At 68.7% G+C, this 26,979-nt stretch carries 25 protein-coding genes and 1 pseudogene; 7 read left to right on the top strand and 19 right to left on the bottom strand.

Annotated features, from left to right (window positions below):
• Nucleotide 1 precedes the first annotated feature (1 nt).
• From nuoK to L0C25_RS14130, 14 genes are all read right to left on the bottom strand, one after another.
• Nucleotides 2–301, bottom strand: a complete 300-nt coding sequence (gene nuoK / locus L0C25_RS14195; protein ID WP_271632323.1) for an NADH-quinone oxidoreductase subunit NuoK — start codon at nucleotides 299–301, stop codon at nucleotides 2–4.
• The gene (locus L0C25_RS14190) at nucleotides 298–1,122 is read right to left on the bottom strand and encodes an NADH-quinone oxidoreductase subunit J (RefSeq protein WP_271632322.1); all 825 of its coding nucleotides are present in this window, start codon (nucleotides 1,120–1,122) and stop codon (nucleotides 298–300) included. The genes nuoK and L0C25_RS14190 overlap by 4 nt, the downstream gene beginning before the upstream one ends.
• Nucleotides 1,119–1,688: an NADH-quinone oxidoreductase subunit NuoI gene (gene nuoI, locus L0C25_RS14185; protein ID WP_271632321.1), complete on the bottom strand. Its 570-nt coding sequence runs from the start codon at nucleotides 1,686–1,688 to the stop codon at nucleotides 1,119–1,121. The genes L0C25_RS14190 and nuoI overlap by 4 nt, the downstream gene beginning before the upstream one ends.
• Nucleotides 1,681–2,970, bottom strand: coding sequence for an NADH-quinone oxidoreductase subunit NuoH (gene nuoH / locus L0C25_RS14180; RefSeq protein WP_271632320.1), 1,290 nt, complete (start codon nucleotides 2,968–2,970; stop codon nucleotides 1,681–1,683). Before nuoH ends, nuoI begins: the two co-directional genes overlap by 8 nt.
• Nucleotides 2,967–5,432: an NADH-quinone oxidoreductase subunit G gene (locus L0C25_RS14175; protein ID WP_271632319.1), complete on the bottom strand. Its 2,466-nt coding sequence runs from the start codon at nucleotides 5,430–5,432 to the stop codon at nucleotides 2,967–2,969. Before L0C25_RS14175 ends, nuoH begins: the two co-directional genes overlap by 4 nt.
• On the bottom strand, nucleotides 5,429–6,736 hold the full coding sequence (gene nuoF, locus L0C25_RS14170) for an NADH-quinone oxidoreductase subunit NuoF (protein ID WP_271632318.1): 1,308 nt from the start codon (nucleotides 6,734–6,736) through the stop codon (nucleotides 5,429–5,431). The genes L0C25_RS14175 and nuoF overlap by 4 nt, the downstream gene beginning before the upstream one ends.
• Complete coding sequence (gene nuoE, locus L0C25_RS14165) at nucleotides 6,733–7,542, bottom strand: NADH-quinone oxidoreductase subunit NuoE (RefSeq protein ID WP_271632317.1); 810 nt, start codon at nucleotides 7,540–7,542, stop codon at nucleotides 6,733–6,735. Before nuoE ends, nuoF begins: the two co-directional genes overlap by 4 nt.
• Complete coding sequence (locus tag L0C25_RS14160; protein ID WP_271632315.1) at nucleotides 7,539–8,867, bottom strand: NADH-quinone oxidoreductase subunit D; 1,329 nt, start codon at nucleotides 8,865–8,867, stop codon at nucleotides 7,539–7,541. Before L0C25_RS14160 ends, nuoE begins: the two co-directional genes overlap by 4 nt.
• A gap of 11 nt (nucleotides 8,868–8,878) precedes the next feature.
• On the bottom strand, nucleotides 8,879–9,649 hold the full coding sequence (locus tag L0C25_RS14155) for an NADH-quinone oxidoreductase subunit C (RefSeq protein ID WP_271632314.1): 771 nt from the start codon (nucleotides 9,647–9,649) through the stop codon (nucleotides 8,879–8,881).
• Entirely contained in the window at nucleotides 9,646–10,200 is a 555-nt protein-coding gene (locus tag L0C25_RS14150) for a NuoB/complex I 20 kDa subunit family protein (protein ID WP_271632313.1), read from the bottom strand. Before L0C25_RS14150 ends, L0C25_RS14155 begins: the two co-directional genes overlap by 4 nt.
• A gap of 1 nt (nucleotide 10,201) precedes the next feature.
• Complete coding sequence (locus L0C25_RS14145; RefSeq protein WP_271632312.1) at nucleotides 10,202–10,561, bottom strand: NADH-quinone oxidoreductase subunit A; 360 nt, start codon at nucleotides 10,559–10,561, stop codon at nucleotides 10,202–10,204.
• 291 nt (nucleotides 10,562–10,852) lie between these two features.
• Complete coding sequence (gene vapC / locus L0C25_RS14140) at nucleotides 10,853–11,248, bottom strand: type II toxin-antitoxin system VapC family toxin (protein ID WP_271632310.1); 396 nt, start codon at nucleotides 11,246–11,248, stop codon at nucleotides 10,853–10,855.
• On the bottom strand, nucleotides 11,245–11,454 hold the full coding sequence (locus L0C25_RS14135; RefSeq protein WP_271632308.1) for a type II toxin-antitoxin system VapB family antitoxin: 210 nt from the start codon (nucleotides 11,452–11,454) through the stop codon (nucleotides 11,245–11,247). The genes vapC and L0C25_RS14135 overlap by 4 nt, the downstream gene beginning before the upstream one ends.
• Nucleotides 11,455–11,517: 63 nt before the next feature.
• On the bottom strand, nucleotides 11,518–12,240 hold the full coding sequence (locus L0C25_RS14130) for a demethylmenaquinone methyltransferase (RefSeq protein ID WP_408641703.1): 723 nt from the start codon (nucleotides 12,238–12,240) through the stop codon (nucleotides 11,518–11,520).
• Between the two features lie 25 nt (nucleotides 12,241–12,265).
• Between L0C25_RS14130 and L0C25_RS14125 the strand changes: the two genes are divergently transcribed.
• A complete protein-coding gene (locus tag L0C25_RS14125; protein WP_271632305.1) occupies nucleotides 12,266–13,516 on the top strand; it encodes an isochorismate synthase in 1,251 nt (416 codons plus the stop codon).
• Between the two features lie 79 nt (nucleotides 13,517–13,595).
• Here L0C25_RS14125 and L0C25_RS14120 read toward each other — a convergent pair whose 3' ends face one another.
• Together L0C25_RS14120 and L0C25_RS14115 are read right to left on the bottom strand one after the other, a co-directional pair.
• Nucleotides 13,596–14,375: an SGNH/GDSL hydrolase family protein gene (locus L0C25_RS14120; RefSeq protein ID WP_271632304.1), complete on the bottom strand. Its 780-nt coding sequence runs from the start codon at nucleotides 14,373–14,375 to the stop codon at nucleotides 13,596–13,598.
• A 21-nt stretch (nucleotides 14,376–14,396) separates the two neighbouring features.
• Nucleotides 14,397–15,197 (bottom strand): helix-turn-helix domain-containing protein, encoded by an 801-nt coding sequence (locus L0C25_RS14115; RefSeq protein WP_271632303.1) that lies wholly within the window; start codon nucleotides 15,195–15,197, stop codon nucleotides 14,397–14,399.
• A 456-nt stretch (nucleotides 15,198–15,653) separates the two neighbouring features.
• On the opposite strand from L0C25_RS14115, the pseudogene L0C25_RS24240 reads away from it, so the two are divergent.
• Nucleotides 15,654–15,791: pseudogene (locus tag L0C25_RS24240) on the top strand (hypothetical protein); the annotation flags it as partial.
• On the opposite strand, the gene L0C25_RS14110 reads toward L0C25_RS24240, so the two are convergent.
• The gene (locus L0C25_RS14110) at nucleotides 15,757–17,082 is read right to left on the bottom strand and encodes a DEAD/DEAH box helicase (protein WP_271632302.1); all 1,326 of its coding nucleotides are present in this window, start codon (nucleotides 17,080–17,082) and stop codon (nucleotides 15,757–15,759) included. The pseudogene L0C25_RS24240 and the gene L0C25_RS14110 overlap by 35 nt on opposite strands.
• A 206-nt stretch (nucleotides 17,083–17,288) precedes the next feature.
• Between L0C25_RS14110 and L0C25_RS24005 the strand changes: the two genes are divergently transcribed.
• The 5 genes from L0C25_RS24005 to L0C25_RS14090 all read left to right on the top strand — a co-directional run bounded on the left by L0C25_RS24005 (nucleotide 17,289) and on the right by L0C25_RS14090 (nucleotide 23,798).
• On the top strand, nucleotides 17,289–18,059 hold the full coding sequence (locus L0C25_RS24005; protein ID WP_333908540.1) for a DEAD/DEAH box helicase: 771 nt from the start codon (nucleotides 17,289–17,291) through the stop codon (nucleotides 18,057–18,059).
• A gap of 82 nt (nucleotides 18,060–18,141) precedes the next feature.
• Nucleotides 18,142–19,806 carry a DUF3516 domain-containing protein gene (locus tag L0C25_RS14105; protein ID WP_333908539.1) on the top strand — a complete coding sequence of 555 codons (1,665 nt, stop codon included), beginning with the start codon at nucleotides 18,142–18,144 and terminating at the stop codon, nucleotides 19,804–19,806.
• Between the two features lie 461 nt (nucleotides 19,807–20,267).
• Nucleotides 20,268–20,666, top strand: a complete 399-nt coding sequence (locus L0C25_RS14100) for an NUDIX hydrolase (protein WP_271632301.1) — start codon at nucleotides 20,268–20,270, stop codon at nucleotides 20,664–20,666.
• A gap of 69 nt (nucleotides 20,667–20,735) precedes the next feature.
• Nucleotides 20,736–21,377 (top strand): LysE family translocator, encoded by a 642-nt coding sequence (locus L0C25_RS14095; RefSeq protein ID WP_271632300.1) that lies wholly within the window; start codon nucleotides 20,736–20,738, stop codon nucleotides 21,375–21,377.
• Nucleotides 21,378–21,464: 87 nt separating this feature from the next.
• Nucleotides 21,465–23,798, top strand: coding sequence for a xanthine dehydrogenase family protein molybdopterin-binding subunit (locus L0C25_RS14090; RefSeq protein ID WP_271632299.1), 2,334 nt, complete (start codon nucleotides 21,465–21,467; stop codon nucleotides 23,796–23,798).
• Nucleotides 23,799–23,909: 111 nt separating this feature from the next.
• Here L0C25_RS14090 and L0C25_RS14085 read toward each other — a convergent pair whose 3' ends face one another.
• The gene (locus L0C25_RS14085; RefSeq protein WP_271632298.1) at nucleotides 23,910–25,388 is read right to left on the bottom strand and encodes an aldehyde dehydrogenase family protein; all 1,479 of its coding nucleotides are present in this window, start codon (nucleotides 25,386–25,388) and stop codon (nucleotides 23,910–23,912) included.
• On the bottom strand, nucleotides 25,385–26,965 hold the full coding sequence (locus L0C25_RS14080) for a GMC family oxidoreductase (RefSeq protein ID WP_271632297.1): 1,581 nt from the start codon (nucleotides 26,963–26,965) through the stop codon (nucleotides 25,385–25,387). Before L0C25_RS14080 ends, L0C25_RS14085 begins: the two co-directional genes overlap by 4 nt.
• Nucleotides 26,966–26,979 lie beyond the last annotated feature (14 nt).

The following is a 26,979-nucleotide window of genomic DNA, read 5'->3' as shown; positions in this document are numbered from 1 at the left end:
CTTAGTACTTCAGCAGGCTGACGTCGTCGACCGATGCCGAGCGACGAGACCGGTAGATGGCGACGATGATGGCCAGACCGACGACGACCTCTGCCGCGGCGACCACCATCACGAAGAACGCGGCAACCTGTCCCTCGAGCGTCCCGTGGACGCGCGAGAACGTCACGAATGCGAGGTTGCAGGCGTTCAGCATCAGCTCGACACACATGAACACGACGATCGCGTTGCGGCGTACGAGCACCCCAACGGCACCGATCGTGAACAGCAGTGCCGACAAGGTGAGGAACCAGTTCGGGCTCATGCGGTCGGCTCCTCCCCGTCGTTGTCGTCGCCAGTGCCGTCGGGTACGTCGTCGCGCGGCGCCTCTGGGTCGAGCATGCGGATCGTCTCGTTCACGTCGTCGGCCAAGGCACCCTTGACGGTCCCGCGGGCCCGGAGCGTGCGCGAGATCGACAGCTCGGAGATGGACCCGTCAGGGAGCAGCGCGGGAGTGTCGTTGGCGTTGTGTCGCGCGAAGACACCCGGCGTCGGCAACGGGCCGGGGTGCTTGCCGCTGTCGGCGTAGTCGGCCATCCGCTGTTGCGCCATCTCGCGCTGCGACTGCTTGCGTTCGAGGCGCTCGCGGTGCGCGAGCACCATCGCGGCGAGCACGGCGGCCGTGAGCAGCGCCCCCGTGAGCTCGAACGCGTACATGTAGTCGGAGAAGAGGTACTTCGCGACGCCGTAGACGTTGCCGTCTTCGTTGGCCGCGTCAGTGCCGACGACGGTGCCGACGGCCGTCTGGGAAACCGCGACCGCGAACACGACGCCGAACACGATGCCGACGAACGCCGCCAGCAGCCGCTGCCCCTTGATCGTCTCGACGATCGAGTCGGACGAGTCGACGCCGACCAGCATCAGCACGAACAGGAACAGCATCAGGATCGCGCCCGTGTAGACGATGATCTGCACGGCGAACAGGAACGGCGCGCCCTGCGCGGCGTACATGATCGCCAACGTGATCATGATCGTCGCGAGGAACAGCGCGCAGTGGACCGCCTTGCGCGCCAGCACCATGCCGAGCGCGGACGCCACCATGACCGTGCCCATCGCCCAGAAGGCGAACTCCTCCCAGGCGTTCACTCGTCGCCCTCCGCGTCGGCGCCCGTCGCGACGGGGTCCTGGGTGGCGTTGCGGTAGTAGTCGTCATCGTCGTCGCCGAGCCGCATGCCGTGGGGTGGCTGCTCCATGCCGGGCAGCAGCGGCGCGAGGAGATCCTGCTTCTCGTAGATCAGCTTCTCGCGGGAGTTGTCGGCGAGCTCGTACTCGTTGGTCATCGTGAGCGCACGTGTCGGACAGGCCTCGATGCACAACCCGCACAGAATGCACCGCAGATAGTTGATCTGGTAGACCTGGCCGTACCGCTCACCCGGCGAGAAGCGCTCATCGTCGTCGCCGTTGGACGCACCCTCGACGTAGATCGCGTCGGCCGGGCACGCCCAGGCGCACAGCTCGCAGCCGATGCACTTCTCGAGACCGTCGGGCCAGCGGTTGAGCTGGTGCCGACCGTGGAACCGCGGAGCCGTCGGCTTCTTCTCGAACGGGTACTGCTCCGTGACCGTCTTGCGGAACATGGTGCGGAACGTGACGCCGAAGCCGGCGATCGGGTCCCACAGCTGTTCCTTCAGGCGGGGCCGAGAGTCAGCCATTGCTTTCCTCCTCGGTGGAGTCCGTGGTCCGAGAGGCCACGAGCTCCTCGTTTCGCTTGCTGGCCTGCGACGTCAGCTCCTGGCCTCGCGGCGGGGGTACGGGGTAGCCGCCGGCGAACGCGTCGAACTCCGGCTCCTCTGCGGGCTCGGCACGCTTGCGCTCGGGAAGCATCATCACCACGACGAGCGCGGCGAGCACGATACCGCCGATGATCATGGCGGTACGAGTGTCCATGCCACCGTCGAGACGGATGCGGCGTACGACCGCGACGGCCGTGACCCACACCAGCGACACCGGAATGAGGATCTTCCAGCCGAAGCGCATGAACTGGTCGTAACGCATCCGCGGGAGCGTGCCGCGCAGCCACACGAACAGGCAGATGAAGAGCAGCACCTTGCCGAGGAACCACAGCACCGGCCAGTAGCCCTCGTTGGCGCCGTCCCACAGCGAGATCGGCCACGGTGCACGCCAGCCGCCCAGGAACATCGTCGTCGCCATCGCGGAGACGGTGACCATGTTGATGTACTCGGCGAGGAAGAACAGCGCGAACTTCAGCGAGGAGTACTCGGTGTGGAAGCCGCCGACGAGTTCGCCCTCGGCCTCGGGGAGGTCGAACGGCGCGCGGTTGGTCTCGCCGACCATCGCGATCACGAAGATCAGGAACGACGGGATCAGCGGCAGCCCGAACCACATGTCTTCGGCCTGTGCGGCGACGATCTCCGAGGTCGACATCGACCCGGCGTACATGAACACCGAGACGAGGCTCAGGCCCATCGCGACCTCGTACGAGATCATCTGCGCCGAGCTGCGGAGAGCACCCAGCAGCGCGTACGTCGAGCCGGACGACCAGCCCGCGAGCACGATGCCGTAGATGCCGACCGAGGCGACGGCCAGGACGTACAGCACGGCCACCGGCAGGTCGGTCAGCTGCAGCGGGGTCTGGGTGTCGGTGAACGGGATCGTCACCTCGGGGCCGAACGGGATGACCGCCCAGGTCAGGAACGCCGGGCCGGTGGCGAGCACGGGGGCGAGGAAGTAGACGAACTTGTCGGCCGCCGTCGGAGTGATGTCCTCCTTCAGCGCCAGCTTGATGCCGTCGGCGAGGCTCTGCAGCAGGCCGAAGGGCCCGTGCACGTTCGGGCCGATCCGGTGCTGCATCTTGGCCACGAGACGCCGCTCGAACCAGATGTTGAACAGGGTGAAGACCACCAGGACGACGAAGACCAGGACCGCCTTGAGTAGGACGACCCAGAAGCTCTCGTCACCGATGAGGTCACTCATGCCTCGTCGCCCTCGCTCTCGATGGTTTGGGCCACCCGCGCCTCGTCGGCGCTGCGCTCGATCCGGACGACATCGCCCGCACCGACGCCGAGCACCCGGCGTACGTTCAGGCCGTCGGAGTTGGCCGGCGCCCACACGACGCCGTCGGGTAGGTCGGCAAGCTCGGTATGGAGTGCGATCGCGCCGTCGGGTGTGCTGAGCACGGCCTCGTCGCCCTCGGCGAGCCCGGCCGACGCGAGCGTCGCGTCGTTCAGTCGCAACACCGGCTTACGCGCCGTCGCCTTGAAGTACTCGTCGCCGTCCTGGCCGCGACCGTCGTCGATCATCAGCCGCCAGGTGTCGAGGACGACCTCGCCCTCGGCGGGCTCGGCCACGCTCTCCGCCGCGGTCTCGGGCTCGGAGGCGCGGTCGCCGTCCCAGCGACCCACCTCGGCCAGCTCGACACCTGCCTGCTCGACCGTACGGAAGCCGAGTCCGTCGCCGAACTCCTCGGCGATGCCCGCGAGCACCCGGGTGTCGGTCAGCGAGTTGGGCTCCTCGAGCACGGTGCCGAACGGACGCTGGCGGCCCTCCCAGTTGACGTACGTGCCGGACTTCTCGACGGCGGGGGCAACCGGCAGAACGACGTCCGCATACTCGGTGACGACGCTCTCACGTACCTCGAGGCTGACGACGAAGCCCGTGGCGGCGAACGTCTCGGCGGCGGCCTGGGGATCGGGGAGATCGTCGACCTCGACGCCACCGACGACCAACGCGGCGAGATCGCCGTCGTGCGCGGCGGACAGGATGCCGTCGGCATCGCGACCGGCCGCTGCGGGCAGGGAGGAGACTCCCCACGCGGCGGCGACGTCGGCGCGGGCCTCGGCGTTCTCGACCGGACGTCCGCCGGGCAGCAGCGTCGGCAGGCAGCCGGCATCGAGCGCGGGCCGCTCACCGGCGCGACGCGGGATCCACGCGAGCCGCGCACCCGTCTTGCGGCTCAGGGCGAGCGCGGCCGTGAGCGCGCCGGGCGTCTGCGCCAGGCGCTCGCCTACCAGGATGATGCCGCCACCGTCGAGAGCGACATCGGCGTTCGATGCAACCTCGTCGAGTGCCCGTGCCTCGTCGCCGGGACTCGTACGAAGCAGCGTGCCGTTCATCTTGGTCAGCGAACGCGTCGTGTGGCTGGCGACCGCGAACACCCGGACGTCGTTGTTGCGCGCACCCTTGCGCAAGCGAAGGAAGACCGTGCCCGCCTCGTCCTCGGGCTCGAACCCCGCGAGTACGACGGTGGTGGCGCGCTCGAGATCACCGAACGTGACGCCCAGCGGCGTCGCAGCGATCGTCGACGCGAGGAACGCGGCCTCCTCATCGCTGTGCGGCCGCGCCCGGAAGTCGATGTCGTTCGTGCCGAGCACGGCACGGGCGAACTTCGCGTAGCTGTAGGCGTCTTCGGCGGTGAGGCGTCCGCCCGTGAGCACACCTACCTTGCCGGCGGCCCGCTGCAGCCCCCGCGCCGCGGCCGCGAACGCAGCCGGCCAGGATGCCGGCTCCAGCTCTCCGGTCTCCTCGTCGCGTACGAGCGGGCGTACCAGCCGATCGGGCTGGCGGGCGTACGTGAACGCGAAGCGGTCCTTGTCGGTGATCCACTCCTCGTTGACCTCGGGGTCATCACCGGCGAGGCGGCGCATCACCTTGCCGCGGCGGTGGTCGACGCGGATCGCCGACCCGCAGGCGTCGTGCTCGGCGACCGACGGTGTCGACACGAGGTCGAACGGCCGCGACCGGAAGCGGTACGCCGCGCTGGTGAGCGCGCCGACCGGGCAGATCTGGATGGTGTTGCCGGAGAAGTACGACTCGAACGGCTCGTTCTCGTAGATGCCGACCTGCTGCAGTGCGCCGCGCTCGAGCAGGGCGATGAACGGGTCGCCGGCGATCTGCTCGGAGAAGCGCGTACACCGGGCGCACAGCACGCAGCGCTCGCGATCGAGCAGCACCTGCTGAGAGACGTTGATGGGCTTGGGAAACGTGCGTTTGGTCTCGGTGAACCGCGACTCGCCGTAACCGTGGCTCAGCGCTTGGTTCTGCAGCGGGCACTCGCCGCCCTTGTCGCACACCGGGCAGTCGAGCGGATGGTTGATCAGCAGGAACTCCATGATTCCGTGCTGCGCCTTGTCGGCGACCGGCGACGTCACCTGGGTCTTGACGACCATGCCCGGGGCGACCGGGATCGTGCAGGACGCCTGCGGCTTCGGCATCGCGCGTCCGTTGCCCGCGTCGGTCACCTCGACGAGGCACTGCCGGCACGCGCCGACCGGGTCGAGCAGCGGGTGGTCGCAGAACCGGGGGATCTCGACCCCGATCAGCTCGGCGGCACGGATGAGCAAGGTGCCCTTGGGTACGCTGACCTCGACGTCGTCGATCGTCAGTGTGACGAGCTCCTCGGCCTGCTCGACCGCGGACTTGTCGCTCGTGACGGTCATGCCGACGCTCCTTCCGGCTGCGCGTACAGCGTCGACGCCTGGTACGGGAACAGCTCCCAGGCCGGCGTGTGGAGGCCGGCCTCGAACTCCTCGCGGAAGTACTGGATGCCCGACGTGATGGGTGCTGCCGCGCCGTCGCCGAGGGCGCAGAACGCGCGGCCCACGATGTTGTCGCACTGGTCGACCAACAGGTCGATGTCGTCGGCGGTGCCCTTACCGGCCTCGAGGCGCTCCAGCACCTGCACCAGCCAGAACGTGCCCTCGCGGCACGGTGTGCATTTGCCGCACGACTCGTGCTTGTAGAACTCCGTCCAGCGCAGCGCGCAGCGTACGACCGACGTCGTCTGGTCGAACATCTGCAGCGCCTTCGTGCCGAGCATCGAACCGGCCCCACCGACACCCTCGTAGTCGAGCGGGACATCGAGGTGCTCGGCGGTCAGGATCGGCGTCGACGACCCGCCGGGGGTCCAGAACTTCAGCTCGCTGCCCGCGCGCATGCCGCCGGCCAGGTCGAGCAGCTCGCGCAGCGTGATGCCGAGCGGCGCCTCGTACTGGCCCGGACGCTTGACGTGGCCCGAGAGCGAGTAGAGCGTCATGCCCTTCGACTTCTCCGTGCCCATGGACCCGAACCAGTCGACGCCGTTGGTCACGATGCTCGGCACCGAGGCGATCGACTCGACGTTGTTGATCACGGTCGGGCACGCGTACAGGCCGGCGACCGCGGGGAACGGCGGTCGCAGCCGGGGTTGACCCCGGCGTCCCTCGAGCGAGTCGAGCAGTGCGGTCTCTTCACCGCAGATGTACGCGCCCGCGCCGGCGTGGATGACCACCTCGACGTCGACACCGCTGCCGAGGATGTCGTTGCCGAGGTAGCCGGCGAGGTACGCCTCCTGTACCGCGCGCTGGAGCCTGCGTACGACATGCAGCACCTCACCGCGCACGTACACGAACGCCTTCTTCGCGCGGATCGCGTACGCCGAGATCACCACACCCTCGATCAGGGTGTGCGGCGACGCCATCATCAGCGGGATGTCCTTGCACGTGCCCGGCTCGGACTCGTCGGCGTTGACGACCAGATAGTGCGGCTTGCCGTCACCCTGCGGGATGAAGCCCCACTTCATGCCCGTCGGGAACCCCGCACCGCCGCGGCCACGAAGACCGGAGTCCTTCACCAGCTGGATCAGGTCGTCGGGATCCATGGCGAGCGCCTGCTGCAGCGCGTCGTACCGGCCGTAGCCGTCGAGGGTCCACGGACGGTCGGCGTCCCAGTTGTCGGAAAGGACGGGAGTGAGTGTGTCGGTCACTTGTCGACATCTCCCTTCGTTTCGGCCTCCGCACGGCGGGTGTCGGCCTGTTCGACCGCGCCCTCTGCCGTACTGGCCGTCGCCTGCTCGGGGCGCTCTGTCGGTCGAGCACCGGCACCGGGTGCCGCCCAGTCGTTCTCGCGCGCGATCTCGAGCCCGGCGAGCGAGGCGGGCCCGGCGGCCGGCCCCTCGTCGGCGAGGTCGTCGGGGAAACCGGCGAGCACCCGCTCGGCCTCCCGCCACGTGCAGATGCGCGGCCCGCGGGTCGAGTGGACGTCGTCGCCGTTTCGCAGCTTGTCGACCGCCTCGACGGCGGACTCGGGAGTCTGGTTGTCCATGAACTCCCAGTTGACCATCATCACCGGGGCGTAGTCGCAGGCCGCATTGCACTCGACGTGCTCGAGCGTGATCTTGCCATCCGCAGTGGTCTCGTCGTTGCCGACGTCGAGGTGATCCTTGAGCCGGTCGAAGATCAGGTCGCCGCCCATCACCGCGCACAGCGTGTTGGTGCACACGCCCACGTGGTAGTCGCCGACGGGACGCCGCTTGTACATCGTGTAGAAGGTCGCCACACCAGAAACCTCGGCGGCGCTGATGTCGAGCAACTCGGAGCACAGCTCGATGCCCTCGGGCGTCACCTTGCCCTGGACCGACTGCACGAGATGCAGCATCGGCAGCAGCGCGGAACGCGACTGCGGATAGCGGTCGGCGATCTGCTGCAGCTCGGCGCGTACGCCGGAGTCGAGCTCGGCGGCGCTGTCCGGACGGTCCTGTCGGTCGCGCTCGTTGCTCACTCGCTCCGTCACCTGTCAACCCCTCCCATGACCGGGTCGATGCTCGCAACCGCGACGATGACGTCGGCGACCATGCCGCCCTCGGACATCACCGAGGTGCCTTGCAGATTGACGAACGACGGATCGCGGAAGTGCGCGCGGAACGGGCGTGTGCCGCCGTCGGACACGACGTGGCAGGAGAGCTCCCCGCGCGGCGACTCGACACTGCCGTACGCCTGCCCGGCCGGCACTCGGAAGCCCTCGGTCACCAGCTTGAAGTGGTGGATCAGCGCCTCCATGGACTCACCCATGATGTGCCGGATGTGCTCCAGCGAGTTGCCCATACCGTCGGCACCGATCGCAAGCTGTGCGGGCCACGCGATCTTCTTGTCGCCGATCATGACCGGGGCACCCTCGAGGCCCTCGAGGCGGTCGAGCGCCTGCTCGATGATGCGCAGCGACTGCCACATCTCCTCGAGTCGGATCCGGAACCGTCCGTACGAGTCGGAGGTGTCCCAGGTGACGACGTCGAAGTCGAACTCGTCGTAGCCCCAGTACGGCATGTCGCGGCGGAGGTCCCAGTCGTACCCGGTGGCCCGCAGCGGCGGACCGGTGAGGCCGAGCGCGAGACAGCCGGCCAGGTCGAGATAGCCGACGTCGACCAGCCGTCCCTTGAAGATGGGGTTCTGGTTACAGAGGTCGGCGTACTCGGGGAGGCGCTTCTTCATCAGCTTGACGAAGTCGCGGACCTCCTCGATCGAGCCGTCGGGCAGGTCCTGGGCGACGCCGCCCGGACGGAAGAACGCGTGGTTCATGCGCAGGCCGGTGATCAGCTCGAGCACGTCGAGGCACAGCTCACGCTCGCGGAAGCCGATCGTCATGACCGTCAGCGCGCCGAGCTCCATGCCGCCGGTGGCGATCGCGACCAGATGCGACGAGATCCGGTTGATCTCCATCAGCAGCACCCGCATCACCCGAGCCTTCTCGGTGATGTCATCGGTGATGCCGAGCAGCTTCTCGACGCCCATGACGTACGCCGCCTCGTTGTACAGCGGTGACAGGTAGTCCATCCGGGTGCAGAACGTGACGCCCTGCGTCCAGTTGCGGAACTCCATGTTCTTCTCGATGCCGGTGTGCAGGTAGCCGATGCCGCACCGGGCCTCGGTCACCTGTTCGCCGTCGAGCTCGAGGATGAGGCGCAGCACGCCGTGCGTCGACGGGTGCTGCGGACCCATGTTGACGACGATGCGTTCCTCGCCGAGGTCGATGCCCTTGACGACGGAGTCCCAGTCCTGGCCGGTGACGGTGAAGACCGGGCCGCCGGTGGTGTCTTGGGTGCTTGCGTACGGGTCAGTCATCTGGTCTGACATCAGTTGTAGGCCCTCCGCTGATCAGGTGGCGGAATGGTTGCGCCCTTGTACTCGACGGGGACGCCGCCGAGCGGGTAGTCCTTGCGCTGCGGGTGACCCGGCCAGTCGTCGGGCATCAGGATCCGGGTGAGCGACGGATGGCCGTCGAAGATCACGCCGAAGAAGTCGTACGTCTCGCGCTCGTGCCAGTCGGCGGTCGGGTAGACGCTCACGACCGACGGGACATGGGGGTCGTCGTCGGGCGCGGCCACCTCGAGGCGGATGCGCCGCTTGTGGGTCATCGACAGCAGGTGGTAGACGACGTGCAGCTCGCGCCCCTTCTCATGCGGGTAGTGCACGCCGGAGATGCCGCTGCACAGCTCGAACCTCAGGTCGGGGTCGTCGCGCAGCGCCTGCACCACGCCGAGGATGTCCTCGCGGCGTACGAAGACCGTCATCTCGTCGCGGTCGATGACAACCTTCTCGACCGCGGTATCGCCTTCGGCGACGCGATCGAGCTGATCGGCGACGTCGTCGAACCAGCCGCCGTACGGACGCTGGGACGCACCCGGCATCGCGACGGGGCGGGTGAGGCCGCCGTATCCGGACGTGTCGCCGGAGCCGCGTACGCCGAACATGCCCTCGCGTACGTCGACGACCTCGAGCTGGGTGGCGTCGCTCGGCGCGGGAAGGGTGTTTTCGGGGAGGTCCTGCTCGGCCTTCGTGGGCTGGTCGTCGGCGTGCGGGGTCGTGCCGACCTCGGGCTCCTTGCGATCGTCGTTCTCACTCACCGCAGGAGCCCCTTCATCTGCGACGTCGGCAGCGCGGTGAGCGCGGCCTCCTCCTGCTCCTTGACCTCGGCCTCACGGTGGGCGCCGAGCTTGGTGTGCTGGATGTCGTCATGCAGCTTCAGGATCGCGTCGATCAGCATCTCCGGGCGCGGTGGGCAGCCGGGGAGGTACATATCGACGGGTACGACGTGGTCGACGCCCTGCACGATCGCGTAGTTGTTGAACATGCCGCCCGAGCTGGCGCAGACGCCCATCGCGAGCACCCACTTCGGTGCCGCCATCTGGTCGTAGATCTGGCGGAGGACCGGCGCCATTTTGTTGCTGACGCGACCGGCGACGATCATCAGGTCGGCCTGTCGCGGCGACGGCCGGAAGACCTCCATGCCGAAGCGGGAGAGGTCGTATCGCGGCGCACCGCTGGTCATCATCTCGATCGCGCAGCAGGCGAGTCCGAACGTCGCCGGCCACAACGAGGCCTTGCGGAAGTAGCCGGCAAGGCCCTCGACCGTCGACAGCAGGATGCCGCTCGGGAGCTTCTCCTCGATGCCCATATCAGTCCCACTCCAATCCGCCGCGCTTCCACGCGTACGCGTAGGCGATCGACACGTCGATGAGGAACAGCACCATCGCAATGAGCGCGAACCAGTCGAGCGCGTCGAAGGCGACCGCGAACGGGTACAGGAAGACGATTTCGATGTCGAAGACGATGAACAGCATCGCCGTGATGAAGTACTTGATCGAGACCCGACCGCCACCGACGGGCTGCGGCGTGGGCTGGATCCCGCACTCGTAGGAGTCGTACTTCGCCCGGTTGTAGCGCTTCGGCCCGGCAAGCGCGCTCGCGGCGAGCGAGAACAACGCGAACCCGAAGCCGAGGGCGCCGATCACCAGGATCGGGACGTAGATATTCATGCGGACGCCCTCTGGTCAAGAACCAGGCCGGCGGGGATTTGAAGAGTCATGCTGTGCGGGCACCGCCGTGCCACATCCGCCCCTCTCGCTAACGACGCTGTTAGTGAATGTCTTCACTAAGGGTGATAGGTAGGTGCAGTCTAGGACGGACTCAGGCCGCGCGCTAACCGGGGGTGCACTCGGCAAATCGCCGTCTGACCTGGGGATTTAGCGTACGCAAGCGTTGCGTAAATGGGGGTCGAGCGACGCCTGCGGGTTGCGGCAGAGAGATCGCCGTGGGCATCTCGGGAGTCAGAGCGCAACAGTCCGAAGCCCGGCATGCCTGGCTAGCACCTCGAAGTCGGCGTCGCGGTGCATTACCGCGACATCCAGTCGCAGGGCGACCGCCGCGATCTGGCAGTCACCGAGGTTGCGCACAGTCTCGCCGGCCCGACGGCACGCCCGCTGGAGCCCGGCCGCCCGCACGCTGTCGACGAGCGGCGCGAAGGCGACCACCTCGAAAGCTTCGAGCATTCGTCGACGTTGGGTCGCGACATGCTCGTCCGTCGGACCACTGAGCAGTTCCATCAGCACCGTCTCGGGCACCACGATCCGAGCGCCCTCGCGAATGGAGGCGGCCAACCGCTCGCCGGCACGAGAGTCTCCGCGACGCAGATACTCGATCCAGACCGACGTATCGACGATCATTCGACGGTGTTCCAGTCGCCTTCGATCTCCTCGTTGGTGAACTCGAAGCCAGTACCCTGCATTGCGAGTACCTCGTGCCGATCCATCGGCTCGATGACCAGCTGGCGCAGGGCGAACTCGACGGCGCTCTTCTTCGACTCCAGGCGATAACGCGCCATCACGGTGTCCACCAGGTCGTCGTCGAGGTCGATGTTCGTCCGGGTCATTACACCATCATACACCTATGTGTGTACCCTCGAACAGCCGGAGTCCTGCCGGCGCGCCGATCCTCAGCGGGTGGCGTGGTGGAGGGCGACGATGCCGCCGGTGAGGTTCTGCCACTTGACGGCGCTCCAGCCGCAGGAGCCGATCCGGGCGGCGAGTGCCGCTTGGTCGGGCCAGGCGCGGATCGACTCCGCCAGGTAGACGTACGAGTCCGGGTTCGACGAGACGGCGCGCGCGACCGGCGGCAGGGCGCGCATCAGGTACTCCTGGTAGACCCGACGGAACGGCGCCCACGTCGGGTCGCTGAACTCGCAGACCACCAGGCGGCCACCCGGCTTGGTCACCCGCGCCATCTCGGCCAGCGCGTTGTCGACGCCGACGACGTTGCGCAGGCCGAACGAGATGGTGACGGCATCGAAGCTGGCGTCGGCGAACGGCAACGCGAGCGCGTCGCCCGCGACGAACGACAGGCCCGGGCGCCGGCGCTTGCCGACGCGCAGCATCCCGACGGAGAAGTCGCAGGCGACAACCCGCGAGCCCGCCTGGTCGAGCGGGTCGCTCGACGTACCCGTGCCGGCCGCGAGGTCGAGGATCCGTTCGCCGGGCCGCGGCGCGATCGCGCGGACCACCCGTGCGCGCCAGCGTCGGTCCAGGCCGAAGGTGAGTACGTCGTTCGTCAGGTCGTAGCGGCGCGCGACGTCGTCGAACATCGATGCGACCTCGTCGGGCCGCTTGTCCAGATCCGCTCGGCTCACTCGGCCAGCCTCGCACGGTGACGCCCGCCACAGACCTACCGGGTCGTACTCTGATCCCGTGACCGACCTTGCCGGATCGACCCCGCATGCGAGCCCACTCGTCGTGCGGAGCGTTCCGATCGACGACCCCGGCTCCCTCCTCTCGCTGCTCCCCCGCGACGGCTCGCTCGCCTGGGTGCACCACACCGACGGCATCGTCGGGTGGGGGCACGCAACCGCGATCACCGCATCGGGCGCGAGCCGCTTCGCCGACGCCGACGCGTGGTGGCGCGACCTCGCCACCCGTGCGGTCGTACGCGACGAGGTACGCGTCCCGGGCTCCGGTCTGGTCGCGTTCGGCTCCTTCGCGTTCTCCGACTCGCCCGGCGACTCGACGCTTGTCGTGCCGAGCGTGATCGTCGGCCGGCGCGGCGACGCGCACTGGGTCACGACGATCAGCTCCGGTTCGCTCGCAACCCCGCCCGGGCTGCGTACGCACACGGCGGCACGTCCGGCCGACGTGGTCTTCGCCGACGGTGCGATGTCCGGTGCCGAATGGGAGCTCGTCATCGCCGACGCCGTCCGCCGCATCCAGGCCGGCGATCTCGACAAGGTCGTGCTGGCCCGCGACCTGGTTGCCGAGACGCCAACCCCGCTTGACGTACGTTGGCCGCTGCAGCGCCTTGCCGACCGGTACGCCGCGTGCTGGACGTTCCATGTCGACGGACTGTTCGGCGCAACGCCCGAGATGCTCGTACGCCGCGAGCGTGGCCTGGTGACCTCGCGAGTTCTCGCCGGCACCATTCGGCGTACCGGCGATGACGCGCACGACCTCGCGCTCGCCGCATCGCTCGCGCGGTCGAGCAAGGACCTCGAGGAGCACGAGTACGCGGTGCGGTCGGTCGCAGAGTCGCTCGCGCCGCACTGCTCGAGCATGAACGTCCCCGAGTCGCCGTTCGTGCTGCACCTGCCGAACGTCATGCACCTCGCGACCGATGTCGCGGGCGTGATCGACGACTCCACATCGTCCCTCGGACTCGCCGCGGCACTGCACCCCTCGGCGGCCGTCGGCGGCACGCCGACCGCGACGGCGGTCGACCTGATCGCGCAGATCGAGGGCATGGACCGCGGGCGTTATGCCGGACCGGTCGGATGGATCGACGGCAACGGCGACGGCGAGTGGGGCATAGCGCTTCGCTCGGCGAGCGTCGACGGCGAACGGGTGCGGTTGTACGCGGGCTGCGGCATCGTCGCAGACTCTGATCCAGAGGCCGAGCTCGCCGAGAGCCAGGCCAAGCTGATCCCCGTACGCGACGCACTCGGCGGCTGACGTCCTGCGAAGTTCGCGGACTTTCAGGTGTCGTGGCGCTGCCGGAACACCCGAAAGTCCGCGAACTCCTGCCCGAGCCTCAGCCCTGCGGCGAGATCGGCTCCAGCGTCGGACGCTTCGCGGCGATCCCGTCGCCCGATGACGTCCCCTTGAGGCGCCGCTGCACCCACGGCATCGCATACGCCTTCGCCCACTCGAGGTCGGCGTCGCGCTGCTCCTTCTTGCTGAGGAGGGGACGCTCGCCGAGGTCGACGGGTACGAGGTCGTGCTCGATGCCGAGGGTGTCGAGCACCTCGATCGCCATGCGCTGATGGCCTGCGGGTGACATGTGCATCCGGTCGATGTCCCAGAGTCGCGGGTCGCGGTACTCGGACAGCCGCCAGAAGTCGACGATCGTCGCGTCATGGCGATCGGCGATCTCTCGTACGTGCTCGTTGTAGATCGCCACTCTGCCGCGCAGCTTGCCGAACACCGGCGCCCAGCCGAGGTCGAAACCCGTCCACACGAGCACGCGCGCACCGGTGGCGACCAGCTTGCCGATCGCGACGTCGTACTTCGCCATCAGGCCGTCGATGTCGACCTTGGGCCGCAGGATGTCGTTCGCCCCGGCGTTGATCGTGACCAGGTCAGGTTCGAGGGCGACGGCCGGCTCGAGCTGCTCGGCGAGGATCGGCCGCAGCAGCCGGCCGCGGACGGCGAGGTTCGCGTACCCGAGGTCCGGTGTCTTCGTAGCGAGCTGCTCCGCCGTGCGGTCGGCCCAGCCGCGCAACCCGTTCGGACGCGCCGGATCCGGGTCGCCGACCCCCTCGGTGAACGAATCCCCCAGCGCTACGTACCGGTGAAAGCCAGACTCCGTCATGAACGGAATCGTCTCACCTGTCTAATTCCGCAGCGCGTCGGCCGTCTCCTGGTTCGCGGGCAGGAACGCCTCGATGCTCAGCTCCGCGAGCGTCACATCGACCGCAGTGCCGAACGTGGTGACCGTGCTGATGAACGCCAGCTCGCCATCGGGCGTACGCAGGCGGAGGGGCACCGCCACACGTCCCTCCGCTGTGCCGGGTTCGAGCCCACCCGGGTACGACGCGAGCTCGTCGTACAGCTCGCGCAGCTCGTCGGAGGCGGTGACCGCGATCTCGCGCGCGAGGCGCTCCAGGATGTGCCCACGCCACTCGGCGAGGTTGGCGATACGAGGTGCGAGCCCGTCCGGATGCAGGCTCGCACGCAGCACGTTGACGGGCGGCGCAAGGAGCTCATCGGGCAGTCCGGTAAGCAACATCGGGACGGCATCGTTGGACGCCACGAGGTGCCAGCCACGGTCGACGACCAGCGCCGGGAACGGGGCGTACCCACCCAGCACGCGGTCGATCGCCACCCGGATCGGCCGCATCTCGTCGTCGTCGAGATCGAGCGTCGAGTACGCCGGAGCGAACCCGGCGGCGAGGAGCAGCTGGTTGCGCTCGCGCAGCGGGATGTCGAGACGCTCGGCCAGCCGCAGCACCATGTCGCGGCTCGGCTTCGACCGACCGGTCTCGAGGAAGCTCAGGTGGCGAGACGAGATGTCGGCCTCGATCGACAGGTCGAGCTGGCTGATGCTGCGGCGGTTACGCCATTCGCGCAGCAGCGGCCCGATCGCGGACTCCGTACGTTCGATGGTCACCCGGAAATCGTAGGTCGTGGACATGCCTCAAGGGTCGACGCGTGCGCTCTCCCGCGCCATTACCTCCGGCGTAACGTGGCAAGCGGCGAGCAGCCCCGGTTGAACAATGCTCGAGAAGCGAAGCGTAGGTGCACTGAGTAAGAAGGGCACCGAGGGGACCCGAGATGTGGGCCGAGAGTGCCGTAGTGACAACGGTCGCGTGGTCGGCTCGGGTGCACTGTCGGCCCGCATCTCGTAGAGAGGGTCACTCACAAGCGAGCGTCAACCAACGCCTGTACCGCGGAACAGCGACCATCTCTACGAGATGTGAAACGAAAGTGCGCGCGAGCTTGCGGTTGCTCGCCGCGGTAGCGCACTTTCGATCCACATCTCAGGTTTCCTTCGGTGGCCTTCGTACCCTGTGCACCTTTGTTGGCCTTCTCGAGTCCTGTTCACCCTGGGCTTCTCGGCTCGGTTTCGCTGCGGTAGACAGGAGGAGTCATGTCTGAGGTTGCAGGACTCGTCGACGCGATGCCGTACGCCCGCCGGCTCGGCATCGTGATCGACACGGCTCGTCGCACAGGTGACACAGACGCAGGCGGTATTAGCCGCGCCGTGAACCGCTGCGCTGGCTCGACCTGCGACGTCGGTTGCCGCGGTTGCGGTTACGCCCACCGCCGTTGGAACCCGACGGCACCCGCACTGCCACCGTCGCCGGATCGACCTGGTCGGCCGGGGGACCGGTGAGCTCGACGATGTCGGCCGAGTCGGGTACGACGGAGACGACGACCGGGTCGATGGAGGCCCGCCGCATCAGCTGGCGTACGTCGCGACGCTGGTCGTGCGTGACGACCGTGACGACACGGCCCTTGGCGCCGGCGCGTGCCGTACGCCCGGAGCGGTGCAGATAGGCCTTGTGCTCACTGGGCGGATCGACGTGGACGACGAGCGACACGTCATCGACATGGATGCCGCGAGCGGCGATATCGGTGGCAACGAGTACCCGCGCGGTCCCCGACCCGAACGCCTCGAGGTTGCGCTGACGCGCACCCTGGCTGAGGTTTCCGTGCAGGTCGACGGCCGGGATGCCGGCCGCCGTCAGCTTGCGGGCAAGGGCGCGGGCGCCGTGTTTGGTACGCGTGAACGCGAGCGTCCGGCCACGACCGGCAACCAGCTTGCGGACGACCTCCGACTTGTGGTTGCGGTCGACGACGAACGCGTGGTGCTCCATCTCGGGTACGTGCGACGTCTCGCTGTCGACCGAATGGGTCACCGGGTTCGTCAGGTACCGCTTGACCAGTGTCTGGATGCCGTTGTCGAGGGTCGCGGAGAACAGCAGCCGCTGCGCCGACCGCGGTGTCTGGTCGAGAAGGCGCTTGACGGCGGGGAGGAAGCCGAGGTCGGCCATGTGGTCCGCCTCGTCGAGCACGGTCACCTCGACCTCGGAGAGTCGGCAGTGACCCTGGCCGATGAGGTCCTCAAGCCGGCCCGGCGTCGCGATGCAGACATCGACGCCCGCCTTGAGCTTGGAGACCTGCGGGCCCTGGCTGACACCGCCGTACACGGTCATCGACCGAAGCCCGAGGCTCGTCGCGAGTGGTACGACGGCCGCCGCAACCTGTGCCGCGAGCTCGCGGGTGGGGACGAGCACCAGCGCCCGGGGCGTGCCAGGACGGCGGCGACGTCCCGATCCGGCGAGCGTGCTCAGGGTCGGTATCGCGAAGGCGATGGTCTTGCCACTCCCGGTACGCCCGCGGCCCAGGACGTCACGTCCGGCGAGGGAGTCCGGAAGGGTCGCGGCCTGGATCGGGAACGCGGACTCGATGCCTTGCGCCGTCAGCGCGGAGACGATCTCGTCGCGTACGCCGAGGTCGGCGAATCCGGGCGATCCGGACTCGGAAATGGGCATGGTGCTGTGTTGCAAAGTCAAGGGAAGTCCTTGGGCTCAGGTGGCCGCGGTTGCAGGACCGATCGCAAGAGACTCGAGAAAGGTAGGGGCGCCGCGTAGGTCGGGCGCTCAAGCAGACGACCGAGGGCTCGCCGAATGCGTGCCCAGTCGAGGTAAAGCGTACACGTCGAGCCCTGTTCGTACGCGACGCGTGGGCCGAATGGGACGCGTGTCACCATTGCGGCACCATGCGCCTCATCGACCATCTGCCCGACTCTGCCGATGCCGACGCACTGTACGAGGCGTTCGGCACGTGGGCGGGCGATCAGGGCATCGAGCTGTACGCCGCGCAGGACGAGGCGCTGATCGAGATGGTCTCCGGCTCGAACGTGATCCTGGCGACCCCGACCGGGTCGGGCAAGAGCCTGGTCGCTGCCGGCGCGCAGTTCGCGGCACTCGCCGAGGGCCGCCGAAGCATCTACACGGCACCGATCAAGGCGCTCGTGTCCGAGAAGTTCTTCGCCCTGTGCGAGATGTTCGGTGCCGACAACGTCGGCATGCTGACGGGTGACGCCTCGGTCAACCCCGACGCGCCGATCCTGACCGCGACCGCGGAGGTCCTTGCCAACAGGGCTCTCCGTGAAGGCGCCGCCTCCGACCTCGGGCTCGTCGTCATGGACGAGTTCCACTTCTACGCGGAGCCCGACCGCGGCTGGGCATGGCAGGTGCCGCTGATCGAGATGCCGCGGGCACAGTTCCTGCTGATGTCGGCAACCCTCGGCGACACCACCCGCTTCGAGCGCGACCTCCGCCGGCGTACCGGGCGAGCCACGTCCACGGTCTCCTCCGCCGAGCGTCCGGTGCCGTTGAACTTCGAGTACGTGGTCACGCCGATGCACGAGACCCTCGAGGAGCTGCTCGAGACACATCAGGCGCCCGCGTACGTCGTGCACTTCACCCAGGCGGCGGCGCTCGAGGCGCGCGCAGGCGCTGAGCAGCATCCGCGTTTGCACGCGTGAGGAGAAGGACGCGATCGCCACCAAGATCGGCGACTTCAAGTTCCGCTCAGGCTTCGGCAAGACGCTCTCTCGCCTTGTACGTATGGGCATCGGCGTGCACCACGCGGGAATGCTTCCCCGCTATCGCCGGCTGGTCGAGACCCTCACGCAGGCGGGTCTGCTGAAGGTGGTGTGCGGCACCGACACCCTCGGCGTCGGCATCAACGTGCCCATCCGCACGGTCGTGTTCAGCGGCCTCTCCAAGTACGACGGGATCCGACAGCGACAGCTCAACGTACGTGAGTTCCAGCAGATCGCCGGCCGGGCGGGCAGAGCCGGGTACGACACGGTCGGCACGGTTGTCGTACAGGCGCCCGAGCACGAGGTCGAGAACCACAAGTCGCTCGCGAAGGCCGGCGACGACCCGAAGAAGCGTCGCAAGGTCGTGCGCAAGAAGCCACCGCAGGGGTTCGTCTCCTGGGGCGAGGGCACCTTCGAGCGCCTCGTCGGATCGCAACCCGAGCCGTTGGTCTCGCGGATGCGGGTCAGCCACTCGATGTTGCTCAACGTCGTCGCACGACCGGGCGATGCGTTCGAGGCGATGCATCACCTCCTGCGCGACAACGATGAGGATCGCCGCACGCAGAACCGTCTCATCCGAGAGGCGATCGGCATCTACCGCGCGCTCGTGGCCGGCGGCGTCGTCGAACGCCTCGACGAGCCGGACGCCGACGGCCGTCGCGTACGCCTGACCGTCGACCTGCAAGAGAACTTCGCGCTCAACCAGCCGCTGTCGACGTTCGCGGTCGCGGCTCTCGATGTGCTCGACTCCGAGAGCCCCACGTACGCGCTCGACGTGCTGTCGGTGATCGAGTCGACGCTCGAGAACCCCCGACCCGTCATCTCGGCGCAGCGGTCGATGGCGCGCGGCGAGGCGGTCGCGGAGATGAAGTCCGAGGGCATCGAGTACGAGGAGCGCATGGAACTGCTCGAGGACGTCGAACATCCGCAGCCCCTGCGCGACCTGCTCGAGGTGGCGTACGAGCACTACCGCACGGGGCACCCGTGGATCGCCGATCACGAGCTACGGCCGAAGACGGTGGCGCGAGACATGTTCGAGCGCGCGATGACGTTCGGTGAGTACGTCGCGTTCTACCGGCTCGCGCGCTCCGAAGGCATGGTGCTGCGCTACCTCTCCGATGCGTACAAGGCCCTGCTCCACACGGTTCCCGACTCCGTACGCACCGAGGAGCTGAGCGACATCACCGAGTGGCTGGGCGAACTCGTACGCCAGACCGACTCCAGCCTGCTCGACGAGTGGGAGAAGCTCGCCGCCGGCGAGTCGGGGGTCGAGGTGCGCCCCGAGATGGTCGACGACGAGCCGGCAGCGGTCACCGGCAACAAGCGCGCGTTCCGGGTGCTCGTACGCAATGCGATGTTCCGACGTATCGAGCTGGCGGCGCTACGACGCTACGACGAGCTCGGGGACCTCGATGCCGATGCGGGCTGGGATGCCGACGCGTGGGCCGACGCGATGGCCGAGTACTTCGAGGAGTACGACCGCGTCGGCACTGGCCCGGACGCGCGAGGCCCGGCGCTGCTCACCATCGCCGAGTCTGCGGGGCACTGGGATGTACGCCAGACCTTCGACGACCCCGAAGGGCACCGCGACTGGGGTATCGGCGCGATCGTCGACCTGGCGGAGTCGGACTCGATCGGCGCCGCTGCCGTACGGATAACGTCCGTCGGCCCCTATGCTGCCCGCTGACCGCCGAGTCGTCACACCCGCACCGCCCAGCCGTCACTCCCGCACCGCAGAGTCGTCGTGCTGCACCGCCGACCCGTCACTCCCGCACCGCCGACCCGTCGCTCCCGCACCAATTGCACTTGCGCGGTTTGCTGGCCGATCTACGAGATGTGATCCGACACTGCGACTCGTCGCGACTCCACTCGTGGCGACTTCGCAGTCTCGGACCACATCTCGGGTCTGCGCCGCTGACCTTCTCGTTCAGTGCACGCTCGAACGTGGATCCCGATCCTCCTCACCCCGGGGTTCTCGCCGCGGCACGTGCCCGCCCTGGGGTTCTCGTCGCGACACGTGCCCGCCCTGGGGTTCTCGTCGCGGCACGTGCCCGCCCTGGGGTTCTCGCCGCTCGTACGCTCGCGATCGGGGTACTCACGGCTGCGTACGATGTGCTCGTGCGCTCCGAGGGCGAAGGATTCTGACAGGTGGCCGATCTGATCATCGTGGCGGCGATCTGCATCCGCGACGCGAGCGGCCGGCTCCTCACGGTCCGCAAGCGAGGCACCGACCGGTTCATGTTGCCGGGCGGCAAGCTCGAGCCCGGCGAGACGCCCGCGGAGGCGGTCGTACGCGAAACCGCCGAGGAGGTGGGCATCTCCATCGACCCCGCGGCCCTTGTTCCCCTCGGCCATTGGCACGCGCCGGCGGCGAACGAGCCCGATACGCGGCTCGAGTCGACCGTGTTCGCGGCCGAGGTCGACCATCCCGAGCCGAGGGCGGCGCGCGAGATCGCGGAGATCCGCTGGCTCGATCCCGGCCGAGCCGACGAGCACGACGACCTTGCGCCGATGATCACACTGCACGTGCTCCCGGCGATCGCCTGACCGTGAGCATCGCGCCCGTGAGCCGATAACGCATGGCTCGGGTCGACGCCGCCATGCGATCATCGACAGATGGCAGTCGACCAGTTCCTGGCATTCGGCATCGCGGCATTCATCCTGATCGCGATCCCCGGGCCGAGCGTGATGTTCGTCGTCGGTCGTGCGCTCGCGTACGGCCGGCGCACCGCGCTGGCCTCGGTGGTTGGCAACGCATTCGGCATGTTCGCCCTCGCCATCCTGGTTGCCCTCGGCCTCGGCCAGCTGGTCGCCGAGTCGATCACCGTGTTCACGATCGTCAAGTACGCGGGCGCCGCATACCTCGTCTGGCTCGGCATCCGCGCAATTCGCAAGCGGTCCGCCGTCTCGGCGCTGACCGCTGAGCACCAGTTCGCCGAAACCCAGAGCACATGGCGCTCGCTGCGCGAAGGGTTCCTGGTCGCGGTCGCGAACCCGAAGGGGTTCATCATCTTCGCGTCCGTACTCCCCCAGTTCGTCGATCGGTCGTCGGGCCACGTACCACTGCAGATGCTGCTGCTCGGCCTGCTCGCGGCCGTGGTCGCGTTGATGAGCGACAGCGTCTGGGCGGTCGTCGCGAGCGGCGTACGCGAGTGGTTCGCACGGTCTCCGCGGCGGAGTGAGGCAGTGCAGGCCGTCGGAGGGTTCTCGATGATCGGCCTGGGTGTCTCGGTCGCGGTGACCGGCCGGCACGACTGACGTCTCCACGCGGCAGCACTGACGTCCTCGCGGTTGGCGGGGGGTCGTAAGGTCACTCACGTGCCCGGATCGATTCTTGGAACATCAGTGCGGCGTGTCGAGGATCCCGATCTCGTACGCGGCCGCGCGACCTTCGTAGACAACGGCCAACCGGCCGGCGTCCTGCATGCGGCGTTCGTCCGCTCGACGTACGCCCATGCACGGATCGCCTCCATCGACACCGCCGAGGCGCGCGAGCTGCCGGGCGTCGTCGCGGTCTACACCGCCGCCGACCTCGACCTGGCGCCCTTCGCCGGCTTCTCGCCGGTCAACGAGGCGTGCAGCCGAGCCCCGCTCGCAACCGACCGCGTTCGCTTCGTCGGCGACACCATCGCCCTCGTCGTGGCAGAGTCAGTGGCCGCGGCCGCCGACGCGCTGGAGCTCGTCGACGCCGACCTCGAGCCGCTCCCGGTCGTCACCGACCCGGAGTCGGCGGTGGCCGACGGCTCTCCGCTGCAGTTCGAGGAGCTCGGCAGCAATATCGCCGCCGGTGTGCAAGACGATCCCGCCGTCGATGTGCTGGCCGACGCCGACCACGTCGTGCGCGCGCGGGTCGAGAACCAGCGGGTCGCGGTCGCCCCCATCGAGGGCAACGCGGTTCTCGTCGAGCCGGGCGACGAGCGGCTGACGGTGCACGTGTCGACCCAGATGCCGCATCTGAGCCGGTCGATGATCGCGAAGACGTTCGGTCTCGACCCCGATGCCGTACGCGTGGTCGCCCCGCATGTCGGCGGCGCGTTCGGCGGCAAGCCCGCCGTGATCGCCGAGCACGTCACCGTGATCGCCGCCGCGCGTCGCCTCGGCCGTCCCGTGAAATGGACCGAGACGCGCAGCGAGGCGATGCTCTCGATGCACGGCCGCGACCAGGTGCAGTACGCCGAGCTCGGACTCCGGCGCGACGGCACGTTCACCGGCATGCGCTGGCGCGTCGTCGGCGACTGCGGCGCGTACGCCGGCTTCGGTGGCGCACTGGCGCTCGGGCCGACTCGTACCATGGCACAAGGCGTCTACGAGATCCCGGCGATCAGCTACTCCGCGATCGCGGCGATGACCAACACCACACCGGTCGGCGCGTTCCGCGGCGCGGGGCGTCCCGAGTCGGCCGCCCTGCTGGAGCGGATCATCGACATCGCCGCCGACGAGCTCGGCATCGACCCGGTCGAGCTGCGCCGCCGCAACGTGATCCCGCCCGACGCGTTCCCGTACACGACGCGTACCGGAGCGACGTACGACAACGGCGACTACGATCTGCCGCTTCGCGAGGCGCTGCGCATCGCGGGATACGACGAGCTGCTCACGGAGCAACAGCGCCGCCGCACCGACGGCGACGTGCGTCAGCTCGGCGTCGGCATTGCGCTCTACGCGGAGGTCACCGGCGGCGGCTCGGGCGAGTACGGCTTCGTCGAGGTACATCCCGATGCGACGGTGACGGCGATGGCGGGTACGTCGGCGCACGGCCAGGGGCACGCGACGGCGTTCTCGATGCTCGTCGCCGAGCGGCTGGGCATTCCGATCGAGTCGGTCGCGTACGTCCAGTCAGACACCGCCCGAGTGCCGCGCGGCAGCGGTACGGGCGGCTCACGATCCTTGCAGCTCGGCGGCAACGCGGTGCTCGGCGCGGCCGACGCGGTGCTCGAACAGGCCCGTGGCATCGCCGCCTCGATGCTCGAGGCGTCGTCCGCAGACGTGCAGCTGGACGACGACGGCGCGTTCACCATCGCCGGCGTGCCCAACGTATCGCTGCGCTGGGCGGAGGTCGCGACGTACGCCGCCGAGCACCAGACGCCGCTGCGGTCCGGCTACGACTTCGCCCCCGACGGCGCGACATTCCCGTTCGGGGCACACGTCTCGGTCGTGGAGGTCGACACCGAGACTGGGCAGGTCACGCCGGTTCGCCATATCGCCGTCGACGACTGCGGCCGGGTGCTCAATCCGCTGCTCGTCCAGGGCCAGCAGCACGGCGGCGCCGCGCAGGGTGTCGCGCAGGCGCTCTGGGAGGAGTTCGTGTACGACGAGGACGGCACGCCGCTGACGTCGACGTTCGCCGACTATGCGCTGCCGACCGCGGCGGACGTCCCTCCGCTCGAGGTGTCGAACACCGAGACGCCGACGCCGATGAATCCGCTCGGCGCCAAGGGCATCGGCGAATCGGCATCCGTCGGATCCACCCCGGCCGTGCAGAACGCCGTCGTCGACGCGGTCAGCCACCTCGGCGTACGCCATATCGACATGCCGTGCTCGCCCGACCGGGTATGGCGCGCGATCGAGTCCGCACGCCGCGGTGAGGCACCGGAGCTGTGGCGGGATCCGCCGAAGGCGTTCGACACACTGCCGATCCGCGGTCGAGCCGGCACCGACGAGCCCGAGACCGCCGATATCTGACCCACCGAGGCAGGCGACAGCCCCCGTGGGCCTCACCTTTCAGCCCCGTTCTCGCCGATTTTGGGGCCGGAACGTGCGGCTCACGGGGGCGGCGCGGCCAGAACTCTGCCCTCAGCGTTTGGGGAGGGTGGGCGTACGCCCGTGCAGCATCGTGATCAGCTGGGCGAACAGCGAGTCGTCCTTGGCGGTACGCGTGAACGTCGTCAGCGTCAGCGGGGCCTTGAACCGCTGCACGGCAACGGACTTGGGGTTCGCGAACTCGCGGAGGCCGTCCGGCCCGTGGATGCGTCCGAAGCCCGAGTCTCCGACGCCGCCGAACGGCAGCGAGGGGATCGCCGCGAACGAGATCACGGAGTTCACCGACGCCATCCCCGACCTAATCCGTCGCGCCAGTTCGACCCCGCGGCGCCGCGAGAACACCGTCGCGCCCAGGGCGTAACGCGAGGCGTTCGCCCGGCTCACCGCCTCGTCCATCGACGCGACCTTGGCAATCGTCACCGTCGGCCCGAACGTCTCGTCCGTCACGGCGCGCGAGTCCTCCGGTACGTCGACGAGCACGGTCGGCTGCACGTACGCCTCGCCGACGGCATCCGGACCGCCGAGCAGCGCCTGCCCGCCTCGCTGCGTCGCGTCGTCGATGTGGTCGCGGATGACGTCCAGCTGCGACGGCATCGTGATCGGACCGATCTGGCCGCCCGGCTCCGCGCGTACCTCCCGCGCCCGCGCGAGTACGCCGGCGACGAACTCGTCGTGCACCCGTTCGTGCACGTACACGCGCTCGACGCCCGTGCAGGTCTGTCCGGCGTTCGACATCGCCCCCCACACGGCGGCATCCGCAGCCGCATCGAGGTCGGCGTCCTCGTCGACGACCAGGACGTCCTTGCCGCCGGCCTCGATCACGACCGGCGTCAGACTCTCCGCACAGGCGGCCATGACCCGCTTGCCGGTAGCGGTCGAGCCCGTGAACGCCACCTTGTTGACACCGGAGCGACACAGCGCGGCACCGGTCTCACCGAACCCGGTGACGACCTGCAGCACGGGGTGGCCGGGCACCGCCTCGGCGAACGAGTCGGCTAGCCAGCGCCCGACTCCGGGCGTGAACTCGCTCGGCTTGAACACCACGGCGTTGCCTGCGGCCAGGGCGTACGCGATCGACCCCATCGGCGTGAACGCCGGGTAGTTCCACGGACCGATGACACCGACGACCCCGAGTGGCTGATACTCCACGTACGCCGCATGGTTGGCCATCAGCAGGCCCGGCGACACGCGCCGACGCCCGAGTACCTTCTGCGCATGCTTGGCCGCCCAGCCCAGGTGGTCAATGGCGAGCCCGGCCTCGAGCTGCGCGTCGGCGTACGGCTTGCCCGTCTCGTCGTGCATGAGCGCCGCGAGCTGGCCGAGGCGCCGCGCGAGTACGCCCTTCCAGCGGTCGAGATGCTCCTGGCGCTCATGAAAGCCGAGCGCCGACCACCACGTCGCCGCCTCGAACGCCGCGCCGACGGCCCGATCGACCTCGGCCTGCCCGTCGACCGGATGAGTGCCGACGACATCGCCGGTGGCCGGGTCGAGGGACTCGAACCTCGAAGTCATGAGCTCTCCTTCAACAGGTCGGCGGCCCGCTCGCCGATCATGATCGTTGGTGCATTCGTGTTGCCGCGCGGCACGACCGGCATCACCGACGCGTCGACGACACGGAGACCCTCCACACCACGGACGCGCAGCTCCGGGTCGACGACTGCATCCTCACCTGAGCCCATCGCGCAGGTGCCGACCGGGTGGTAGAGCGTCTGCGTCTGCGTGCGTACGAGCTCGCGCAGGTCGTCGTCGGACGGCTCGGACGTCGCCGGGAAGAACGGCTGCGCAAGGTATTCGGCGAACGGCGCGTGCGTCGCGATCTCGACCAGCCGACGCAGGCCGGCGACCTGCGCGTCGAGGTCAGCCGGGTCGTCGAAGTACGCCGGGTCGAGCGCCGGATGCCAGTCGGGGTTGGTCGAGCGGAGTCGCAGCGTCCCCCGGCTCGCGACCCGGACGAGCGTGGACGCGGCGGTCACCTTGCGCGAAACCGGCTCGTGCAGGCCGTTGTCGTAGAAGCCCGTCGGCGCCATGTGCACCTGCAGGTCCGGCGCGTCGAGATCCGGTCGGCTGCGGAAGAACGCACCGGCCTCACCGATGTTCGACGTGAGTGGACCCGCGCCGCGCAGCTTGGCCTGGAGCAGCCCGCTGACGTTCGCGAAATCGACGATGTCCGTTGTGTCCTTGGTGTGCCAGATCAGCGGGGTTGCCGGGTGGTCGTGGAGGTTCTGCCCGACGCCGGGTACGTCCGCGACCACGTCGATACCGAGCTCGCGCAGGTGCGCGCCCGGACCGATGCCGGACAGCATCAGCAGCTGCGGCGAGTTGATCGAACCGCCACTGAGGATCACCTCGGCGTCGGCGTACGCCGCGTGTTCCTCGCCCTCGTGGCGATACCGCACCCCGACGGCGCGGGTACGCGCGAACTCGACCGCCGCGGCGCGGGCCTGGGTACGCACGACGAGGTTCGGCCGGTCGAGCGCCGGTCGCAGGTAGGCGTCGGCGACCGACCACCGGGAACCGTTCTTGCAGGTCACCTGGTACAGGCCGACGCCTTCCTGGCTCGCTCCGTTGAAGTCGTCGGTGCCCTTCATGCCGGCGGCAACGGCGGAGTCGACCCAGGCATGACTCAGCTCGTGAGTGTAGCGCCGGTCCTCGACGTGCAACGGGCCCTCGGTGCCGTGAAACGGGTGACCGAGCCGGGTATTGCCCTCGGCGCGGATGAAGTACGGCAGCACGTCGTCGTATCCCCAGCCGACGGCGCCGTAGCCGTCCCGCCATTCGTCGTAGTCGGCCGCGTTTCCGCGGATGTAGATCATCGCGTTCATCGACGAACAGCCGCCGAGCGCCTTCATCCGCGGCCAGTACGCCCGTCGTGCGTTGAGCTGCTTCTGTTCGGCGGTCGCGTAGTTCCAGTCCCATCGGGTCTTGAACAGGGTCGTGAACATCGCCGGGACGCGGATCTCGTCGGCGTCGTCCTCCCCACCGGCCTCGAGCAGCAGCACCCGTACGCCCGGGTCCTCGCTCAGCCGTGCGGCGACGACCGCTCCCGCACTACCTGCACCAACAACCACATAGTCGAATCGGTCGGCCATCGGGCCCTCCTCGG

Origin of the sequence: Solicola gregarius (genome assembly GCF_025790165.1) — a bacterium.
GTDB classification, from domain to species: domain Bacteria; phylum Actinomycetota; class Actinomycetes; order Propionibacteriales; family Nocardioidaceae; genus Solicola; species Solicola gregarius.
Note: the sequence above shows the minus strand (reverse complement) of the source record. Positions and strands in the feature narration are given on the sequence as shown.

What these genes read in the sequence shown, in the direction of transcription:
- nuoI (WP_271632321.1), bottom strand. Translation starts at nt 1,688, where the DNA reads ATGGCTGACTCTCGGCCCCGCCTGAAGGAACAGCTGTGGGACCCGATC.
- L0C25_RS14085 (WP_271632298.1), bottom strand. Translation starts at nt 25,388, where the DNA reads ATGACTTCGAGGTTCGAGTCCCTCGACCCGGCCACCGGCGATGTCGTC.
- nuoK (WP_271632323.1), bottom strand. Translation starts at nt 301, where the DNA reads ATGAGCCCGAACTGGTTCCTCACCTTGTCGGCACTGCTGTTCACGATC.
- L0C25_RS14105 (WP_333908539.1), top strand. Translation starts at nt 18,142, where the DNA reads ATGGGCATCGGCGTGCACCACGCGGGAATGCTTCCCCGCTATCGCCGG.
- vapC (WP_271632310.1), bottom strand. Translation starts at nt 11,248, where the DNA reads ATGATCGTCGATACGTCGGTCTGGATCGAGTATCTGCGTCGCGGAGAC.
- L0C25_RS14120 (WP_271632304.1), bottom strand. Translation starts at nt 14,375, where the DNA reads ATGACGGAGTCTGGCTTTCACCGGTACGTAGCGCTGGGGGATTCGTTC.
- L0C25_RS14135 (WP_271632308.1), bottom strand. Translation starts at nt 11,454, where the DNA reads ATGACCCGGACGAACATCGACCTCGACGACGACCTGGTGGACACCGTG.
- nuoH (WP_271632320.1), bottom strand. Translation starts at nt 2,970, where the DNA reads ATGAGTGACCTCATCGGTGACGAGAGCTTCTGGGTCGTCCTACTCAAG.
- L0C25_RS14160 (WP_271632315.1), bottom strand. Translation starts at nt 8,867, where the DNA reads ATGACTGACCCGTACGCAAGCACCCAAGACACCACCGGCGGCCCGGTC.
- L0C25_RS14095 (WP_271632300.1), top strand. Translation starts at nt 20,736, where the DNA reads ATGGCAGTCGACCAGTTCCTGGCATTCGGCATCGCGGCATTCATCCTG.
- L0C25_RS14145 (WP_271632312.1), bottom strand. Translation starts at nt 10,561, where the DNA reads ATGAATATCTACGTCCCGATCCTGGTGATCGGCGCCCTCGGCTTCGGG.
- L0C25_RS14115 (WP_271632303.1), bottom strand. Translation starts at nt 15,197, where the DNA reads ATGTCCACGACCTACGATTTCCGGGTGACCATCGAACGTACGGAGTCC.
- L0C25_RS14150 (WP_271632313.1), bottom strand. Translation starts at nt 10,200, where the DNA reads ATGGGCATCGAGGAGAAGCTCCCGAGCGGCATCCTGCTGTCGACGGTC.
- L0C25_RS24005 (WP_333908540.1), top strand. Translation starts at nt 17,289, where the DNA reads ATGCGCCTCATCGACCATCTGCCCGACTCTGCCGATGCCGACGCACTG.
- L0C25_RS14080 (WP_271632297.1), bottom strand. Translation starts at nt 26,965, where the DNA reads ATGGCCGACCGATTCGACTATGTGGTTGTTGGTGCAGGTAGTGCGGGA.
- L0C25_RS14175 (WP_271632319.1), bottom strand. Translation starts at nt 5,432, where the DNA reads ATGACCGTCACGAGCGACAAGTCCGCGGTCGAGCAGGCCGAGGAGCTC.